This window comes from Pseudomonas luteola NBRC 103146 (assembly GCF_002091675.1).
In the GTDB taxonomy this organism is placed as follows: domain Bacteria; phylum Pseudomonadota; class Gammaproteobacteria; order Pseudomonadales; family Pseudomonadaceae; genus Chryseomonas; species Chryseomonas luteola.
Genome location: NZ_BDAE01000001.1, coordinates 463,690 through 480,630, shown reverse-complemented (window position 1 = coordinate 480,630; position 16,941 = coordinate 463,690). Strand labels below are relative to the sequence as shown.

General features: G+C 57.9%; 18 protein-coding genes, 1 other RNA gene and 1 pseudogene. 8 read left to right on the top strand and 12 right to left on the bottom strand.

Annotated features, from left to right (window positions below):
* Window positions 1–11: 11 nt before the first annotated feature.
* The 5 genes from PLU01S_RS02290 to PLU01S_RS02270 form a co-directional block, all read right to left on the bottom strand.
* Entirely contained in the window at window positions 12–1,010 is a 999-nt protein-coding gene (locus PLU01S_RS02290) for an extracellular solute-binding protein (protein ID WP_074821579.1), read from the bottom strand.
* Window positions 1,011–1,105: 95 nt separating this feature from the next.
* Window positions 1,106–2,329: a 2-octaprenyl-3-methyl-6-methoxy-1,4-benzoquinol hydroxylase gene (locus PLU01S_RS02285; protein ID WP_074821576.1), complete on the bottom strand. Its 1,224-nt coding sequence runs from the start codon at window positions 2,327–2,329 to the stop codon at window positions 1,106–1,108.
* Window positions 2,330–2,377: 48 nt separating this feature from the next.
* The gene (ubiH, locus tag PLU01S_RS02280; protein WP_074821571.1) at window positions 2,378–3,574 is read right to left on the bottom strand and encodes a 2-octaprenyl-6-methoxyphenyl hydroxylase; all 1,197 of its coding nucleotides are present in this window, start codon (window positions 3,572–3,574) and stop codon (window positions 2,378–2,380) included.
* Window positions 3,575–3,585: 11 nt separating this feature from the next.
* Complete coding sequence (gene pepP / locus PLU01S_RS02275; RefSeq protein ID WP_074821569.1) at window positions 3,586–4,935, bottom strand: Xaa-Pro aminopeptidase; 1,350 nt, start codon at window positions 4,933–4,935, stop codon at window positions 3,586–3,588.
* 46 nt (window positions 4,936–4,981) lie between these two features.
* Window positions 4,982–5,536: a UPF0149 family protein gene (locus PLU01S_RS02270; protein ID WP_073450029.1), complete on the bottom strand. Its 555-nt coding sequence runs from the start codon at window positions 5,534–5,536 to the stop codon at window positions 4,982–4,984.
* Between the two features lie 106 nt (window positions 5,537–5,642).
* Between PLU01S_RS02270 and PLU01S_RS02265 the strand changes: the two genes are divergently transcribed.
* The 4 genes from PLU01S_RS02265 (at window position 5,643) to PLU01S_RS02250 (ending at window position 7,002) form a co-directional block, all read left to right on the top strand.
* Window positions 5,643–5,864 carry a TIGR02449 family protein gene (locus PLU01S_RS02265; protein ID WP_010796707.1) on the top strand — a complete coding sequence of 74 codons (222 nt, stop codon included), beginning with the start codon at window positions 5,643–5,645 and terminating at the stop codon, window positions 5,862–5,864.
* Window positions 5,861–6,172 carry a cell division protein ZapA gene (locus PLU01S_RS02260; protein WP_010796706.1) on the top strand — a complete coding sequence of 104 codons (312 nt, stop codon included), beginning with the start codon at window positions 5,861–5,863 and terminating at the stop codon, window positions 6,170–6,172. Before PLU01S_RS02265 ends, PLU01S_RS02260 begins: the two co-directional genes overlap by 4 nt.
* 28 nt (window positions 6,173–6,200) lie before the next feature.
* Window positions 6,201–6,378, top strand: a non-coding RNA gene (gene ssrS, locus PLU01S_RS02255) — 6S RNA.
* A 9-nt stretch (window positions 6,379–6,387) separates the two neighbouring features.
* The gene (locus PLU01S_RS02250) at window positions 6,388–7,002 is read left to right on the top strand and encodes a 5-formyltetrahydrofolate cyclo-ligase (RefSeq protein ID WP_074821567.1); all 615 of its coding nucleotides are present in this window, start codon (window positions 6,388–6,390) and stop codon (window positions 7,000–7,002) included.
* 50 nt (window positions 7,003–7,052) lie between these two features.
* Here the strand turns inward: PLU01S_RS02250 and PLU01S_RS25620 are convergent, their stop codons facing one another.
* Window positions 7,053–7,196 (bottom strand): hypothetical protein, encoded by a 144-nt coding sequence (locus tag PLU01S_RS25620; RefSeq protein ID WP_010796704.1) that lies wholly within the window; start codon window positions 7,194–7,196, stop codon window positions 7,053–7,055.
* Between the two features lie 173 nt (window positions 7,197–7,369).
* Here PLU01S_RS25620 and PLU01S_RS02245 point away from each other — a divergent pair, with 173 nt between their 5' ends.
* Complete coding sequence (locus tag PLU01S_RS02245) at window positions 7,370–7,819, top strand: EVE domain-containing protein (protein WP_074821564.1); 450 nt, start codon at window positions 7,370–7,372, stop codon at window positions 7,817–7,819.
* A gap of 1 nt (window position 7,820) precedes the next feature.
* Here the strand turns inward: PLU01S_RS02245 and PLU01S_RS02240 are convergent, their stop codons facing one another.
* Entirely contained in the window at window positions 7,821–8,231 is a 411-nt protein-coding gene (locus PLU01S_RS02240) for a flagellar basal body-associated FliL family protein (RefSeq protein WP_010796702.1), read from the bottom strand.
* A 261-nt stretch (window positions 8,232–8,492) separates the two neighbouring features.
* Between PLU01S_RS02240 and PLU01S_RS02235 the strand changes: the two genes are divergently transcribed.
* Entirely contained in the window at window positions 8,493–9,158 is a 666-nt protein-coding gene (locus PLU01S_RS02235) for a YoaK family protein (protein WP_074821561.1), read from the top strand.
* A 3-nt stretch (window positions 9,159–9,161) separates the two neighbouring features.
* Here PLU01S_RS02235 and PLU01S_RS02230 read toward each other — a convergent pair whose 3' ends face one another.
* On the bottom strand, window positions 9,162–10,187 hold the full coding sequence (locus tag PLU01S_RS02230) for a DUF5924 family protein (RefSeq protein WP_074821557.1): 1,026 nt from the start codon (window positions 10,185–10,187) through the stop codon (window positions 9,162–9,164).
* Between the two features lie 284 nt (window positions 10,188–10,471).
* Between PLU01S_RS02230 and glpT the strand changes: the two genes are divergently transcribed.
* Window positions 10,472–11,803 carry a glycerol-3-phosphate transporter gene (gene glpT, locus PLU01S_RS02225; RefSeq protein WP_074821554.1) on the top strand — a complete coding sequence of 444 codons (1,332 nt, stop codon included), beginning with the start codon at window positions 10,472–10,474 and terminating at the stop codon, window positions 11,801–11,803.
* A 40-nt stretch (window positions 11,804–11,843) separates the two neighbouring features.
* On the opposite strand, the gene PLU01S_RS02220 is transcribed toward glpT, so the two are convergent.
* From PLU01S_RS02220 to trxA, 4 genes are all read right to left on the bottom strand, one after another.
* Window positions 11,844–12,824, bottom strand: coding sequence for a CDP-6-deoxy-delta-3,4-glucoseen reductase (locus PLU01S_RS02220; RefSeq protein ID WP_074821551.1), 981 nt, complete (start codon window positions 12,822–12,824; stop codon window positions 11,844–11,846).
* Window positions 12,825–12,959: 135 nt separating this feature from the next.
* A complete protein-coding gene (gene ubiD / locus PLU01S_RS02215) occupies window positions 12,960–14,426 on the bottom strand; it encodes a 4-hydroxy-3-polyprenylbenzoate decarboxylase (RefSeq protein ID WP_010796696.1) in 1,467 nt (488 codons plus the stop codon).
* A 118-nt stretch (window positions 14,427–14,544) separates the two neighbouring features.
* Window positions 14,545–15,804 (bottom strand): transcription termination factor Rho, encoded by a 1,260-nt coding sequence (rho, locus tag PLU01S_RS02210; protein ID WP_010796695.1) that lies wholly within the window; start codon window positions 15,802–15,804, stop codon window positions 14,545–14,547.
* A 239-nt stretch (window positions 15,805–16,043) separates the two neighbouring features.
* Entirely contained in the window at window positions 16,044–16,370 is a 327-nt protein-coding gene (trxA, locus tag PLU01S_RS02205; RefSeq protein WP_010796694.1) for a thioredoxin TrxA, read from the bottom strand.
* Between the two features lie 380 nt (window positions 16,371–16,750).
* On the opposite strand from trxA, the pseudogene PLU01S_RS25315 reads away from it, so the two are divergent.
* Window positions 16,751–16,935 (top strand): annotated as a pseudogene (locus tag PLU01S_RS25315) (amino acid ABC transporter ATP-binding protein); the annotation flags it as partial.
* Window positions 16,936–16,941: the final 6 nt, after the last annotated feature.

Here is a 16,941-nt window from a genome sequence, read left to right as displayed (position 1 = left end):
TGCGCTGGATATCAATTCCAGCCGACGCGGTCCATCATCTTGATGGCTTCCGCCTGACGCCGCCCTGCGACCTCGACAGGAATCGTATCGGCCTTGAACTGGCCCCAGCTGGCAACCTCTGCCGAAGCCGGTACGCTCGGGTTGGCCGGGTACTCCTGGTTGATACCGGCAAACAGTGCCTGTGCGTCTGGGCCGGTCATCCATTCGACCAATGCCTTGGCGGCTTCTGGATGAGGCGCATGCTGTGTCAGGCCGACGCCTGATAGATTCACGTGCACGCCGCGATCGTCTTGGTTGGGCCAGAACAGCTTCACGCCCAAGTCAGGGTTCTGTTTGTGCATCCGCCCGTAGTAATAGGTGTTCACGATACCCACATCGCACTGCCCGGCATCAATGGCCTGAAGCACAGCGTTATCGTCTGGAAAGACACTGGTAGACAGGTTGCGTACCCAGCCCGCCAGGATCTCCTCAGTTTTGGCGGCACCGTGGGCTTCGATCAGGGTAGCCGTCAGGGACTGGTTGTATACCTTCTTAGCCGTGCGTAGGCACAGGCGACCCTCCCATTCAGGGCCTGCCAGCGCTTCATAGGTGCTCAGTTCATCCACGGAAACACGATCCGGCGCATAGGCAATAGTGCGCGCCCTTAGCGTGAGCCCTGTCCAGCGTCCCGTCGAAGAGCGGTACTGAGGGGGAATATTCCGGTCGATAACCGCCGACTGCATCGGTTGCAGAATGCCCATCTGCTCCGCCTGCCAAAGGTTACCGGCGTCGACAGTAATCAGGAGATCAGCTGGAGTGTTAGCGCCCTCAGCCTTGATTCTGGCCATCAAAGGCGCTTCCTTATCGGTAATGAACTTGACGTTCACGCCGGTCTGCTGGGTATAGGCATCAAAAACGGGTTTGATCAGCTCGTCAATCCGCGAGGAATAGACCACTACCTCATCAGCCGCCTGGGCCACCCCAGCCGTCAGCCATAACGCGCACGCCAAAAACACCTTGCGAAACGGCATGTAAAGCACCTCATCTGAAAGACAGGTGCAAATGATAAAGACTCTCGCCTATCGAGCCGCCTCAACAAATGTGTCGAGTTGTGTCACGAACCTGATCAGGCGCGTGCCAATTCTGGCAGATCTCCTGTCTGGCCCAAGGCCTGACGAACAAAGATTGCCTTTGCCTCGAAGTGCTCGTTAACCAGCTTGAGCCCGGTATTACGCAGCCAGCGTACGGCCAGGTTGTCTTCCTGGAACAAACGCTGGAAACCTTCCATAGCGCCCATCATGGCAAGGTTATGCGGCATGCGACGGCGCTCATAACGGCTTAATACCCGCACATCAGCCAAGTGCTCGCCCCTTCGGTGCCCATGCAGCAAGACCTCAGCCAAGACCGCAGCGTCCAGAAACCCCAGATTGACGCCCTGCCCGGCCAATGGGTGAATGACATGAGCCGCATCGCCAATCAATGCCAGACCCGGCTCGACATAACGCTTGGCATGGCGCTGACGCAGCGGAATACAGACACGGGGATCAGCCTGCTCGATAGCACCCAGGCGGTTCTCAAAGGCACGCCCCAGGGCAGCACAAAAGGCATTATCGTCCATGGCCATCAACCGCTCGCTTTCCTTGGGCGTGCAGGACCAGACGATCGAGCACCAATGTAAGTCCCCCTCGCGATCCAGAGGCAGGAACGCCAGCGGGCCATCGTCCGTAAAGCGTTGCCAGGCGGTTTTCTGGTGGGGATGCGCGCAGCGGACACTGGTCACGATGGCGTTATGCAGATAATCCCACTCCCGCGTCTCGACACCGGCCAGACGCCGTACCGCCGAGTGGGCACCATCCGCCGCAATGACCAGCGAGGTACGGACGGCCTCCCCGCCAGCCAGCTGAATCAGCCAATCGTCACCAGAATGACGCAACAGCTCCATGCGGGCGTCAGGCATCAGCTGGACACTAGAGGCCTGCAAGCGCTCCATCAGCGCATCCTGAATGATACGGTTTTCAATGATATGTCCCAGCACATCGGCATGAACGCTACTGGCGGTAAAATCAATGGCACCGGTGCCTGAGCCGTCCCAGACATGCATGCGTCGATAGGGACTGGTACGGCGAGAGGCAATACCCTCCCAGGCCCCGAGGTTCTGCAGGATACGCCGGCTGGCTTCGGACAAGGCACTGACACGCGCCTCAAAGGGCTGGGCGGAGTCGAAGGGCTTTACCGTCATCGGACCGCGGTCCAGGAGGAGCACCTTCAGGCCGCTGCCCTCCAATGCCAGCGCCAGGGCGCTACCCACCATGCCGGCACCGACAATCGCGATGTCTACTTGGGTTTCCACGGTCAAAGCTCCTTTGCAGCGGTTATGGATCTAACAGGACAGGAATGATCAAAACAGGGTATGGGCCGGGCGTGTCCCGAGTCCCATTGCCTGACGGGCAAACGTCCCCTTTGCAGAGGGCCATAGTTCTAGGCCGATCAGCCCGGCATTACGCCCCGCCGCCAGCCACGGATTGCCATTGGAAAACAGCCGCGTCACCTGGTCGGAGAAACCGATGGTCAGCTGCTGATCAAGACGCTGACCCTCCAGGTACTGTTGCAAGGTTGCAAAGTCACCGGGCTTGGCTTCGCTGTTTTCCAGTGCTTCAGCCAACGCGGACACATCCCGTAGCGACAGGTTGAAACCCTGTCCGGCGATCGGATGCAGACTATGGGCGGCATTGCCCAGCACCACAAGGTGCGGCCTTACCTGCTCCTGCGACTTGATCAGGGTCAGCGGATAACTGTGGCGTACGCCTACCTGCCGGAATGTGCCCAGTCGATAGCCGAAAGCCTGTTGCAGCTCAGCCAGAAACGATCGCTCATCAATCGCGGCCAGCCGTTCTGCATCAGCCTGCGGGCGGGTCCAGATCAGGGCGCAGCGGTTTTCAGGCAGCGGCAGCAGGGCCAGCGGCCCGGTATCGGTAAAGCGCTCGAAGGCCCAGCCCTGATGCGGATCACCTGGGGTAATGTTGGCAATCAGGGCCGTCTGGTCATAGGTTGTTTGTTCCACATGAATGCTCAGCTGCTCGCGCAGCGCCGAGCGGCCGCCATCGGCCAGAACCGCCAGATCGCAGGTCAGCTCACTGTCATCATCCAGGGTCAGTGTATAGCCATCCGGCCCTGCAACCAGACGACGAACCTCGGCAGGACAACGCCATTCGATGATGTCACGGTCTAGAGCGTGCCACAGGCAATGCCCCAGCCAGGCATTCTCGATGACGTAGCCCAGCGCATCGACGCGCTGCTCGGCAGCATCCAGGCGCGCTGCACCAAAGCGTCCACGATCCGAGACATGGATGTGTTTGATCGCCTCGGCGCGCTCGGCCAGGGCCTTCCATACGCCCAGCCGTTCGTAAATCAGACGCGAGCCATAGGACAGCGCCGAGGAGCGGGCATCATAGCTGGGCTGAAAGGCATCACCCGGCGCGAAGGGCTCGACCATCACGATCTTCCAACCTCGCGCCCTTGCCAGCTCCTGAAGCGACAGGGCCAGGCTGGCGCCTACCAATCCGCCACCAATGATTGCCACCGTGCAGCGCTGCATGTCTTCTCTCCTTACACGGCCGCGTCGGACGCCGAAGCGCCACGGGCATCAGCCATCAATCGTTCAATCTCATCGACCGCCTTGGGTACATGGCGGCTCAAAATTTCGCAGCCGTGGCGGTTGACCACGACATCATCCTCGATACGGACGCCAATGCCCCGCCATTTCTTCGCTACGCGCAGATTGTCTGACGCCACGTAAATGCCCGGCTCAACCGTCATGGTCATGCCCGGCTCCAGCATCCGCCACTGATCACCGATGCGATAGTCGCCAACGTCGTGTACGTCCAGCCCCAGCCAGTGTCCGGCCCGATGCATGTAAAAATCACGATACGCGCCCTCTTCGACCAGGGTATTGATCTCGCCCCGCAACAGGCCAAGATCGACCAGCCCTTCCGTAATGATACGGACCGTGACCTCATGGGCCTCGTCCCAATGGCGCCCGGGCGCAATGCAGGCAAAAGCCGCCTCGTTGGCTGCCAGCACGATCTCGTAGATAGCCTTCTGTTCAGGCGAAAACCGACCATTGACCGGAAAGGTACGGGTAATGTCACTGGCGTAGCAGTCGATCTCGCAGCCGGCGTCGATCAACACCAGATCGCCGTCCTTGAGCAGCGCATCGTTCTGCTGGTAGTGCATGATACAGGCGTTGCGGCCGGAAGCGACGATGGAACCGTAGGCTGGCATCCGCGCCCCGCCCTTGCGAAACGCATAATCAAGCTCCGCCTCCAGATGATACTCCCTGAGCCCCGGCCGACAGGCCTGCATGGCCCGAATATGAGCATCACCCGACACACTTGCCGCTTCACGCATAACCTTGATCTCAGCCGCGGTCTTGAAGAGACGGGCTTCATGCAGGAGAGGATCAAGTGCAATCAGCTCCTTGGGTGGCTGTGCCCCCTGGTTGGCTTTGGCGCGGATCAGGTTGATCCAGTCCAGTAACTGGCGATCGAAATCCGGGTTTGAGCCCATGGCGTAATAGACCCGCTCCCGCCCTTCGATCAGCCCCGGCAGGATGTCGTGGATATCGCTGATGGGAAAGGCATCGTCAGCCCCGTATTGACGAATCGCGCCTTCCTGACCGGCGCGCGGGCCCGTCCACATCTCCTGGACAGGATCCTTCTCCCGGCAGAACAGCACGTACTCACCGTGTTCCCGCCCCGGAATCAACGCCATGACGGCATCCGGCTCGGGAAAGCCGGTCAGGTATTGAAAGTCGCTGTCCTGACGGTAGGCATATTCAATATCGCGGTTACGCACACGCACGGGTGCGGCGGGCAATATCGCAATACTGCCCGCCGCCATCTCGGCCATGAGCGCTCGACGCCGACGGGCGAACTCGGCCTTCGGAATGCGGATCATGCGAACTCCTTAACGGAAAGCGCGCCCTCGCCCGCCGGGTCAATCCTCAATGGATTGAAGGCTTGGGTGCAGGCGAAGGATTCTTGCCGTACTCGCTATAAAGAATGACAGGCGCCACACGAAGATACTCGGTGACCTCCATGTAATCGTTTTCGCCCTCCTCGGACTCCTCGAGCGTGTCCTGCACCTGCGCGATGGCGGCAAGATCCTGCAAAACTTCTTTGGCTTCGTTGGACAGCTCCGCCGTACGACTGGCCAGCCCAAAGCCGGACAGGAAGCCCTGGCACCATTGCGCCATAGCGGCCAGGCGCTCCTTGAGCGGCGCTTCGTCGGTTGGCAGGAGCAGCACGATGGCCACTTCGTTGGTGGCAAATTCCTGCTGTACCATGCCCAGAAGCCCTATCAATGCTGACTTCAGGCGGTCACTTGGCGCCCCGCCCAGGAGGTCGGTAGCGGCAACGAGCCAGTCGGATTCGTCAAACCCGGCGCCGGCGCAGATACGGCCCATCAGATGGCCATGAAGCTCGGCCGGGGAGACAGGAAGAGCCGCTTCGCTCAATAATTGTGTGAACGCGGCGTATGCAGATGATGTACTCGTCATGGATGGCTATGGTCGTTAGTCGACGTGATGGCTAGAATGAACCTTGTATCCTACGCGTTGACCTTGTTACCGGCCAACCTTGTATAGCTCGGAGCAGCAGCCATCCATGCGCGAGTCCTCGATCGAAAACGATCTCCAAGTACTGACCGATAAAATTGAGCAACTGCTCGAACACATCGAACAGCTTAGGAAAGAGAATCGCCAGCTGCGCGCCCATGAGCGTGGCTGGCGAGAAGAACGCGCCAAGCTAATCGAAAAGAACGATTTGGCTCGACATAAGGTCGAAGCGATGATTTTACGCCTGAAAGCCCTGGAGCAGGACTCATGAGCACCGACACCGTCACCGTCCACATCCTCGACAAGGACTACTGCATCAGCTGTCCACCGGACGAGCGCGCCAATCTTGAAACCACTGCGCGCTACCTCGACGGCAAGATGCGAGAAATCCGTGCCAGCGGCAAAGTGATTGGCGCCGACCGCATTGCGGTCATGGCAGCCCTTAACATCACTCACGACCTGCTGCACCGCCAGGATGGCGTGAACTTCGAAGTCAGCAGCACGCGCGAGCGCGTTCGCGACCTGCTGGACCGTGTCGACCGGGCTCTGACGACAGAGCAGGACGAACGGGGGGTTTGATTCTCGTGGCGAAGGGGTATACTGGACACACTCTCTGGTGTGTTTGCCAGTCGGTCATGTCCCTGAGCCGATAAGCAACACCACGGGGGTCGCTCGCTGGGCTTGTGTGCATGTCCGCACGCCGGAAAGCCTAATGGCCCACGACTTCTCCCACCTTGAACTCTCGGGTTCAAGGGCTACACCGGCAGCGGCATTCCGGGGAGCTACCTTCACTCATGATCAAAGCTTCTGATCATTCTCGTCCGGCCCTGCGCCGAATCCTGCGTCAGAAACGTCGGGCATTGAGCCCTACCGAGCAAAAGCAGGCTGCTCGACAGCTGCATCGTCAGCTCAGCCATCATCCCTTGTTTCGCCGTGCCCGGCAGATTGCCTTTTATCTTCCCAATGACGGTGAAATCGACCCGCGTCCGCTGCTTCGAACAGCCCAGCGCCGCGGCAAGGCCACCTTCCTGCCTGTATTGAGCCGTTGGCCAGCCACACGTATGCATTTTCAGCGTGTCCGCCCTCACGAGCGCTGGGTGCGCAATCGCTTCAGGATCGTCGAACCCAGACCGAATCGGGTACAGCAGCGCAAACCCTGGACACTCGATCTGATTCTGATGCCGTTGGTAGGATTCGACGCACAGGGCGGTCGCCTGGGTATGGGTGGCGGCTTTTATGATCGGAGCCTGGCTTATCTCAAACGTCGCATCGCCTGGCGCTCACCTAAATTGTTAGGATTGGCCCACGAATGTCAGAAGGTGGATCAGCTGGCCCTAGCCAGTTGGGATGTGCCGATGAAGGCAACCGTGACGGATAAGGGATGGTACGGGAAGGAAGAGAAGGCCTGAACCCTGCGCCAGACTACAACGCAGGGTATTCCACAGCGTGTTGCGAAGATTCAGCGGGACACTTGCTGAATCACATGAGCGGACGGTGAATTGTCCTGCTGCTTTTCCCAGAGACTTTGGGTATAGCCTGTCGTCACAACGCCCAAGCTAAACAGCGCGACCAGTACCCAAAGCAAGTCCGGCTTGCGTTTCATCTATGTGCCTACCCCTTCATTGGCATAATTAACGACACCGCCGACCTGTTTATATGCCAGGCCGTACGGCTACTCAAAAACCGCGGCATTCTGCGCTAACCAGTTTTCTGACGCAAACATTGCGTCAACCAACCGTCAGAAAATCCAGAACCGTTTTGCCAGGAGCAATCTTCGTGCCTTATTGGCTGATGAAATCGGAACCCGATGAGTTTTCCATCCATGATTTGCAACGTCTCGGCAGTGGGCGCTGGGATGGCGTTCGTAACTATCAGGCACGCAACTTCATGCGGGCCATGGCTGCCGGGGATCTCTTTCTGTTCTACCACTCCAGCTGCCCCGAACCAGGCGTAGCCGGTATTGGCCGCATAGAAAATGATTCCTTTCCTGATCCGACCGCGCTGGATCCGAAAAGCCCATACCATTCGTCGAAAGCCACCCTAGAGAAAAACCCCTGGATTGCCCGCGACGTCAGTATTGTCGAGGTATTCGATCAGGTCATTTCACTGGCGCGTCTGCGCGAGGTGGCTGCCCTGAGCAGTTTTGCATTGCTGCAAAAGGGCAGCCGCCTGTCAGTCATGCCAGTAACTGACGAAGAATGGCAGGCCATCCTGGCCTGCCGATGACTTAGGGCTGAACGATCAGGTTGTTGAACAACAGGTCCTCGACCATTGGTTTGCCTTCTTCGCCATTGATGATGTCCTGGACCTGCTTGAGCGCCGCCTGACGCAGCGCTTCACGGGCGTCGGCACCGGTCAGGGTCTCATCGGTCTGCTGCTCGAACAGCATGATGAGCTGATTGCGGATCAAGGGCTCATGAAAGGACACGCGCGCCGAGTCTTCCTTACTCATCGTCATCAGGGCAATATCGGCTTTGTAGTACTTGAGCTTTGGACCAGAGCCGTAATTACCGACCAGCGCGGGCGTCAGGTTGATGTAGTTGGGTTGCGGGGCGCCCTCTTCGGCCTCCTTTTTTTCCTCCGCCCAGGCTGGCAGAGCGAGTGAGAAAGCAAGTACGAACGCAAGCAGGGCTTTCACAGGGCAATTCCTCGAACAAAAAGAGTGGTGCATAGCCAACCGATAGCTATGCCTGTCACAGCTTATCGACTAAACGGTGCATTTCTGAAGCCATAGGATTCAGATGGGCAACCACCCGAATATGACAGACTATAAAAACAGTCTCTTTAGTCGTCGCGGACAGGTTCCGCCCAGGATGGCGCCTTGAAACAACAGGATAGCACCCGCCTCACGCCTGACCTTTCATCAGCAGATGCTCACACCCAACCTCTCCACCTGAGCATGCATCGGCATCGCCGTGTAGGACTGGTACTGGTTGCCGCCTTGTCGATCCTGGCTGGCATGACAGATGCCATTGGCTTCTTGTCGGCTGGTGACTACGTATCCTTCATGAGCGGCAATACGACGCGACTGGCCGTAGCCGTTGCCTTGGGCGACAGCACCACCCTCTTGCGGCTGCTTCTTATTATCGGCCTTTTTATCCTCGGCAATGCACTCGGTATTGTCGTGGTGCGCGTGAGCGGCCGTCGGGCGCTGCCTCTCCTGCTGCTGACATCGGCCTTGTTGGCCGCGGCGGCGGGCTGGTCCACCGGCGGTCTTCCTGGTTCAGTCTTGCCACCTCTGGTAGCCGCCGTGCTCGCCATGGGCATGATCAACGCCGCTGTGGAACAGGTGAACGGGCAGTCCATTGGGCTGACCTATGTCACGGGCGCACTTTCACGACTAGGACGAGGCCTGGGACGCTGGCTGCTGGGTGAGCGCCACTCAGGCTGGCTGATGCAAGCGATTCCGTGGGGCGGCATGCTAGGCGGCGCCATAATGGGCGCATGGCTCCAACACCACCTTGGCCTCAAGGCTCTCTTTGTCAGCAGCGCTTGGGCGGCCCTGATCGGCCTGGCATCCCTGTGGATTCCCAGGCGTTGGCAGTTGCATTACATGCCCAAATAGCCGTTAGGGCGTTACCTCGAAGCGCAAGGTGCCGATCATCTGCCCGTCCTCGGTTATGATCTGTACCTGCCATCGGCCGGCCACATCACTCGGGAAGTTCTGCTTGTGTGTCCAGGCCCGATAGCCAGCCTCGCGGCCTCCGCTGATCTCGAGTGGGATACGGTCGACCTCATCCCCATTATGCAGCCAGACATGGTAAATCCGCTCACTCAGCCCACGGGGCGCGTTGATGGCCGTATAGGCATAGAGACCTTGTGAACGCAGCTGGACAGCACTGATTTTTTTCAGACTCTTACCCGGTTCGCGCTTGAGGTTGTCAAAGCTGCTGGTAACCGCCACATCGGTCAGCCACAGCGTGGCGGGCGGCACCCAGGTGCGCAGTACCCATCCTAGGCCTCCCACCATCAGGCTCAGACCAAGCACGACAGGCCATTGCCACAGGCGTCGGATCGAGAGCGCCACAAGAATGCTTGGAAACGACAACAACACCGCCACGCCTAATGCCAGCCGGTAGCTCTGCGTGGTGGTCAGTTGCAGAATGATGGGCAGGGACGTAAGCAGAACGGCAAACAACGTCAGCGTGTGATAGCCCAGAAAGATCCAGCGCCGGCTCGACAGCGCTTTGTAGTACAGCGGGTCGACAATCGATACGACAGCCATGGCGGCCAGCAGGCCGGTAAAGATGGCCTGTCCGCTGTTCCAGGTGGTTGTGACAAACAGGAACGGCAGGACAAAGAACAGGCTTTCCTGATGAATCATCTGGGTTGCGTAGCGAAACAGCCCAGGGGGCAGGTTCCAGCCAAACCGCCTAGTCATCCACTGACGCAGCACGTTCTCTACCATCAGCCATAACCAGCTGGCCAACATTACGATGGCCATTACCTTGGCAAAGCCATGCTGGCGATCAACCAGCAGAAAGCTGCACACACCCGAAACAAAGCCTGCCAGGGCAATCAGGCGTGGATAACGGTTGATCAGGACGGTAGCGAGATCAACCAGACGTGATACGTAGCGCTTCCAGGTGGGCATAACGATCAGAACACAGGCGGTTATGGTTGAGACCCATCACGTGCGGTCAAGTGCGGTCCGGCGGGGCAGCATACGCATCCCCTTATAGAACGCCAACCGCGTTCAGTTCACACGTCACAACCTGTGACTGAACGGGCATTAGGACCTGTACGTTCGGAAAACAACATTTTTCGAGCGTTTATTTTCGTTTATCGCACAGCGGTATCGGTCATTTTTCTGAAATGAAACTGTAATATTTGCCCTGCACGTCTCTTCTCATAAAAACAACGATCTTCGGAGCTCAAATGCTTGGTATTTTTCGTCCGGCCCCGCATACGGCGCGCCTGCCTTCCGATCGCATCGATCCTGCTTACAAACGCCTGCGCTGGCAGATCTTTGCCGGTATCTTCATCGGTTATGCCGGGTATTACCTTCTGCGCAAAAACTTTTCTCTGGCGATGCCCTACCTGGTAGAGGAAGGCTACAGCCGAGGAGAGCTGGGTATTGCGTTATCGGCCGTTGCCATCGCCTATGGTCTTTCCAAATTCCTCATGGGCATGGTGTCCGACCGCTCGAATCCCCGCTACTTTCTGCCCTTCGGCCTGCTGGTCTCGGCGGGTGTGATGTTCATTTTCGGTTTCGCACATTGGGCAACCTCAAGCGTGACCATCATGTTCATCCTGCTGTTCATCAATGGTTGGGCGCAAGGGATGGGCTGGCCACCCAGCGGGCGAACCATGGTGCATTGGTGGTCCCAGAAGGAACGCGGTGGCGTGGTCTCGGTCTGGAACGTTGCCCATAACGTAGGCGGTGGTCTGATTGGCCCGCTGTTTCTGCTGGGGCTCGGCTGGTTCAACGATTGGCACTCAGCCTTCTACGTTCCGGCGGCCGTAGCGCTGGGTGTTGCAGTCTTCGCGTTCCTGACCATGCGCGATACGCCGCAGTCCTGTGGGTTGCCACCTATCGAGGAATACAAGCAGGACTACCCGGAAGGCTACGACGAGAGCCATGAACGCGAATTCAGTACAAAGGAAATCTTTGTCAAATACGTGCTGAAAAACCGCATGCTCTGGTACATCGCACTGGCCAACGTATTCGTCTATCTGCTGCGTTACGGCGTGCTGGATTGGGCGCCTACCTACCTGAAGGAAGCCAAGCATTTCACGGTGGACAAATCATCCTGGGCATACTTTCTGTATGAGTGGGCCGGTATTCCCGGCACGCTGCTGTGCGGCTGGCTATCGGACAAACTGTTCAAGGGCAATCGTGGCGCCACCGGTGTAGTGTTCATGGCTCTGGTGGCAGTCGGCACCGTGGTTTACTGGCTCAACCCGCCAGGTAATCCCATGGTCGATATGTTCGCACTGATCGCCATTGGCTTTTTGATCTACGGCCCGGTGATGCTGATCGGTTTGCAGGCCCTGGAGCTGGTGCCCAAGAAAGCCGCCGGGACAGCTGCCGGCTTTACCGGCCTGTTCGGCTACCTGGGGGGCTCGGTAGCCGCCAACGCACTGGTTGGCTACACAGTGGACCTGTACGGCTGGGACGGCGGCTTCATGCTGCTGGTCGCGTCATGCGTATTGGCCATTGTGTTCCTGGCCTTGACGCTGCGCCATAAAAACCCGGTATTGAGTTAAGGTAGCGGACCGATCCAGCTACGGGCTGGATCGGTCCGGCTTACAACCCCAGCGCCTCTCTTGGCGCGTAGGCGAACACGTCGGCCCGCATTTGGTGAGGATCCATCCCACCTTCGACTAGCGCATCCAATGTGGCATAAACCATGGCAGGCGACCCACTGGCATACACGTGGAGTGACTTCATATCGGTGAAGTCCTCTCGCACCGCTTCATGCAGAAGGCCACAACGTCCCTCCCACCCACACAGGTCACTCACTACCTTGTTCAAGTGAAGACGGGGGTCCTGCTCCCACTCTTCCCAATGGGGTAATGCATAGAAGTCATCGGGATGACGCACGCCCCAATACAGGTGCAGCGGTTGATCGAAGCCGCGCGCACGGCAATCCTCGATGAGGCTGTGCATTTGTGCCATTCCCGTTCCGGCCGCGATCAGAACAAGCGGACCTGGAGGCAGATCGGCCAGATGCGCATCGCCAAAAGGCAGCTGGACGCGCACCATGCGTTCTCGCTCAAGCTGCTGAATAATTGCCTGACTGCTCTCTTCACGCGTCAGAATATGCAACTCCAGCTCACGCCCCTGATGCGGTGCGGATGCCAGCGAAAAGGCCGACTGCTTGCCATCGTCCCGCTCAAGCATCAGGTATTGTCCAGCGTGATAGCGCGGGGGCTTGCCTGCTGGAGCCAGCAGCCGGACACGGCGTACATCTCCGCCCACATCCTCACATGCCAGGACCTGACAGGCAAAGGTGCCTACTGGAAGCTCGCCCGGCGCCAATACTCCATCCCAATGCAACTCGCATGTTTCGAGCGGCTCGGCCAGACAGACGAAAATCTCACCGTGGTCGATGACATCGTTCTGCTGCCTGACCCGCCCTTCGATCAACAAGGCTGCACAGACATGGCAATTACCGTTGCGGCAGCTGTGCGGACACTCATACCCCAGCCTGCGTGCCGCATCCAGGATACGCTCGCCAGGTAACGTCTCGAGTACCGCCCCAGAGGGACGTAACGTGACCTTCATCTCAGGACGCCTTGTGAATGGAAGTGGTTGTCTGGGGATAGCTCTGCACGAATCCCATGCCTGCAAATTCCTCTGTATGCATAGGGTTCGACGCACAATGTGCGCAACTTATCCCCGTCGGGCCAACAGTATCCATCAATCGATCCCCAGGCTGGACCAGATCTCATCGACCCGCTTGACCACGGCTTCGTCCTTGACGATAGCCCGCCCCCATTCCCGATTGGTCTCTCCGGGCCACTTGTTGGTGGCATCTAACCCCATCTTCGAGCCCAGGCCCGAAATCGGCGAAGCGAAATCCAGATAGTCGATAGGCGTGTTGTCGATCATCACGGTGTCTCGCTTGGGGTCCATGCGGGTCGTGATAGCCCAGATCACATCGTTCCAGTCCCGAGCGTTGATGTCATCATCGGTCACGATCACGAACTTGGTGTACATGAACTGGCGCAGGAAGCTCCAGACGCCCAGCATCACCCGCTTGGCATGGCCGGGGTACTGCTTTTTCATGGTCACTACCGCCATGCGGTAGGAGCACCCTTCAGGCGGCAGGTAGAAATCGACGATCTCGGGAAATTGCTTTTGCAGGATCGGCACGAACACTTCGTTCAATGCCACACCAAGAATGGCCGGCTCATCCGGTGGACGTCCGGTATAGGTACTGTGGTAGATCGCGTCACGGCGGCGAGTGATACGCTCGACGGTAAACACTGGGAAGCGGTCTACTTCATTGTAATAGCCGGTATGGTCACCGTAAGGCCCCTCATCAGCCATCTCGCCGGGATAGATGAAGCCTTCCAGAATGATCTCGGCGCTGGCCGGTACCTGCAGGTCACTGCCGATGCATTTCACCAGCTCGGTACGGCTGCCACGCAGAAGGCCAGCAAATGCATATTCGGACAGCGTATCCGGAACCGGCGTAACAGCGCCCAGAATCGTTGCCGGATCTGCACCCAAGGCTACCGCCACGGGATAGGGCTTGCCTGGATACTTGGCGCACCATTCACGAAAATCCAGGGCGCCGCCACGATGGCTAAGCCAGCGCATGATGACCTTGTTGCGACCAATGACCTGCTGACGGTAGATACCCAGGTTCTGCCGTTCCTTGTTCGGTCCTTTGGTAACGGTCAGGCCCCAGGTGATCAACGGACCGACATCGCCCGGCCAGCAATGCTGGATCGGCAAGCGGGACAGATCAACCGCCTCGCCCTCTTCGATCACCTCATGGCAAGGGGCGTCCTTCATCACCTTGGGCGCCATGCTGATGACCTTCTTGTAGATCGGTAGCTTTGACCAGGCATCCTTCAGTCCCTTGGGCGGCTCCGGCTCCTTCAGAAATGCCAGCAGCTTGCCAATCTCGCGCAGTTCACCGACATCTTCTGCACCCATGCCCATCGCAACCCGCTCAGGTGTGCCAAACAGGTTGCCTAGCACAGGCATGTCGTATCCGGTCGGATTTTCGAACAGCAGAGCCGGCCCCTTGCGACGCAAGGTACGGTCACACACTTCGGTCATTTCGAGGTTGGGCGAGACGGGGGTCTGGATGCGCTTCAGCTCGCCACGCTGTTCCAGGCCGCGGATGAAGTCGCGAAGGTCGCGGTATTGCATAGCGGGAGGTATCTCGGCAGAGAATGAAGCGGAAAGTGTACCGCTCCTGGCCCCCTTTTCGAAAATGAAAAGCCTGCCCGGAATGTAAAAAGGCCGGGAAACCCCGGCCTTTTCAGTCTTACTTGCGCTTCATCGAGTCGAAGAACTCGTCGTTGGTCTTGGTCTGACGCAACTTGTCGAGCAGGAACTCGATGGCACCGATCTCTTCCATCGGATGCAGGATCTTGCGCAGAATCCAGATGCGCTGCAGCTCTTCCTCACCGGTCAGCAACTCTTCGCGGCGGGTGCCGGAACGGTTGATGTTGATGGCGGGGAATACGCGCTTCTCGGAGATCTTGCGATCCAGCTGAAGCTCCATGTTACCGGTGCCCTTGAATTCTTCGTAGATGACTTCGTCCATCTTCGAGCCGGTATCGACCAGAGCTGTTGCCAGAATGGTCAGGCTACCGCCTTCTTCGATGTTACGTGCCGCACCGAAGAAACGCTTGGGCTTTTCGAGCGCATGGGCGTCCACACCACCGGTCAGTACCTTGCCGGAGCTCGGGATCACGGTGTTGTAGGCACGTGCCAGACGGGTAATGGAGTCCAACAGGATTACCACGTCTTTCTTGTGCTCGACCAGACGCTTGGCCTTCTCGATTACCATTTCAGCAACCTGTACGTGGCGGGTTGGCGGCTCGTCAAAGGTGGACGCCACTACTTCGCCGCGCACGGTACGCTGCATTTCGGTTACTTCTTCCGGGCGCTCGTCGATCAACAGAACGATCAGGTGGCACTCGGGGTTGTTACGGGTGATGTTGCTGGCGATGTTCTGCAGCATCAGCGTCTTGCCCGCTTTCGGCGGAGCGACGATCAGACCACGCTGGCCCTTGCCAATCGGCGCACACAGGTCGATCACTCGGCCGGTGAGGTCTTCGGTGGAACCATTACCGGCTTCCATCGTCAGGCGCTTGTTGGGGAACAGCGGCGTCAGGTTTTCGAACAGGATCTTGTTCTTCGCATTCTCGGGTCGATCATAGTTGATGGTATCGACCTTGAGCAGCGCGAAGTAACGCTCGCCTTCTTTCGGCGGGCGAATCTTGCCGATGATGGTATCACCGGTGCGCAGATTGAAACGGCGGATCTGACTGGGAGAGACGTAGATATCGTCGGGGCCGGCCAGGTAGGAGGAGTCCGCACTACGCAGGAAGCCGAAGCCATCCTGCAGAATCTCCAGCACGCCATCACCGGAAATCTCTTCACCGCTTTTTGCGTGTTTTTTCAGCAGAGAGAAAATCACGTCCTGCTTGCGGGAGCGAGCCATGTTTTCCAGGCCCATGGCTTCCGCCATTTCCAACAGTTCCGTGATTGGCTTTTGCTTGAGTTCGGTAAGGTTCATAGACGTTGCTAACTGAGAAAAGGAGGGAGTAAGAATCTTTTTGGCTTGAGAGGCCTCGCCGCGGCTAACGACAGAATCGCGTTGGTTATTCTAGTAAGAGAATCGGCGAAGGCATGCAGAGGGCGACACGCGTTTGTGTCGTTGCGAGATCGAATGTAGCACCCTGCTAGACAGGACGTCTAGTGCTAAATAACAAAAAGCCCCGCTAAACGCAGGGCCTTTGATCGAGAGCAATAAAATCAGATATTGCTATCGAGGAATGCCGCCAGCTGGGATTTGGACAACGCACCCACCTTAGTGGCTTCAACGGAGCCGTTCTTGAACAGCATCAGCGTCGGGATACCGCGTACGCCATACTTCGGCGGGGTGTCCTGGTTTTCATCAATGTTGAGTTTGCAAACCTTCAGCTTGCCCTGATAGTCCTTGGCGATTTCATCCAGAACCGGCGCAATCATTTTGCAGGGACCACACCATTCGGCCCAGTAGTCGACCAGCACGGGACCGTCAGCCTTGAGCACGTCCTGCTCGAAGCTGGCATCGCTGACGTTGGTGATGTATTCGCTCATGGACTTTCTCCGAATTCGGAAACGACAAAAAAAGAACGACCACTATAGCCCTGCCAGCGCTTAACAGGAAGGCACAAGCCATTAAGTCTCTTTATTGGGACAGCTAAAGCCTCTCAATTACACCATTTGGCAGACCGCCGGAAAATCAGCGGGCTGCCTGTACGAATACGCCTTGTTTTGCCTTCTCAGTGAAGCTGCGCACTAGAACGGAGCAGCATGCCTCATCCGCATGGTCTCAACATCGACACGGCACAGCGGGTGCCGAGAAGCTGGATACCAGACTCGTGCTGGAGCCAATAACCAGCACCAATCGTATTCCTTTTAAGATCAAGGCAAGGTTGATTAAGTGATTTTCAGCCTAGGCAAGAATCTTTAGCAGGAAGCAGCGGGTCCAGGATGGCATGACACTGATCATGATGCCTCATGAGACGCGCTTTGCCCGCCAAGCGGGCGATGTGCAGGTGTTCATGCATCGAGGCAAGGTGCATGAACTGGGCAATCCCAAGAAAATATTCGCTAACCCGGAACGCCGGAGCTGGCACAGTTCATCGGTTCGGTTCATTGATCCAGG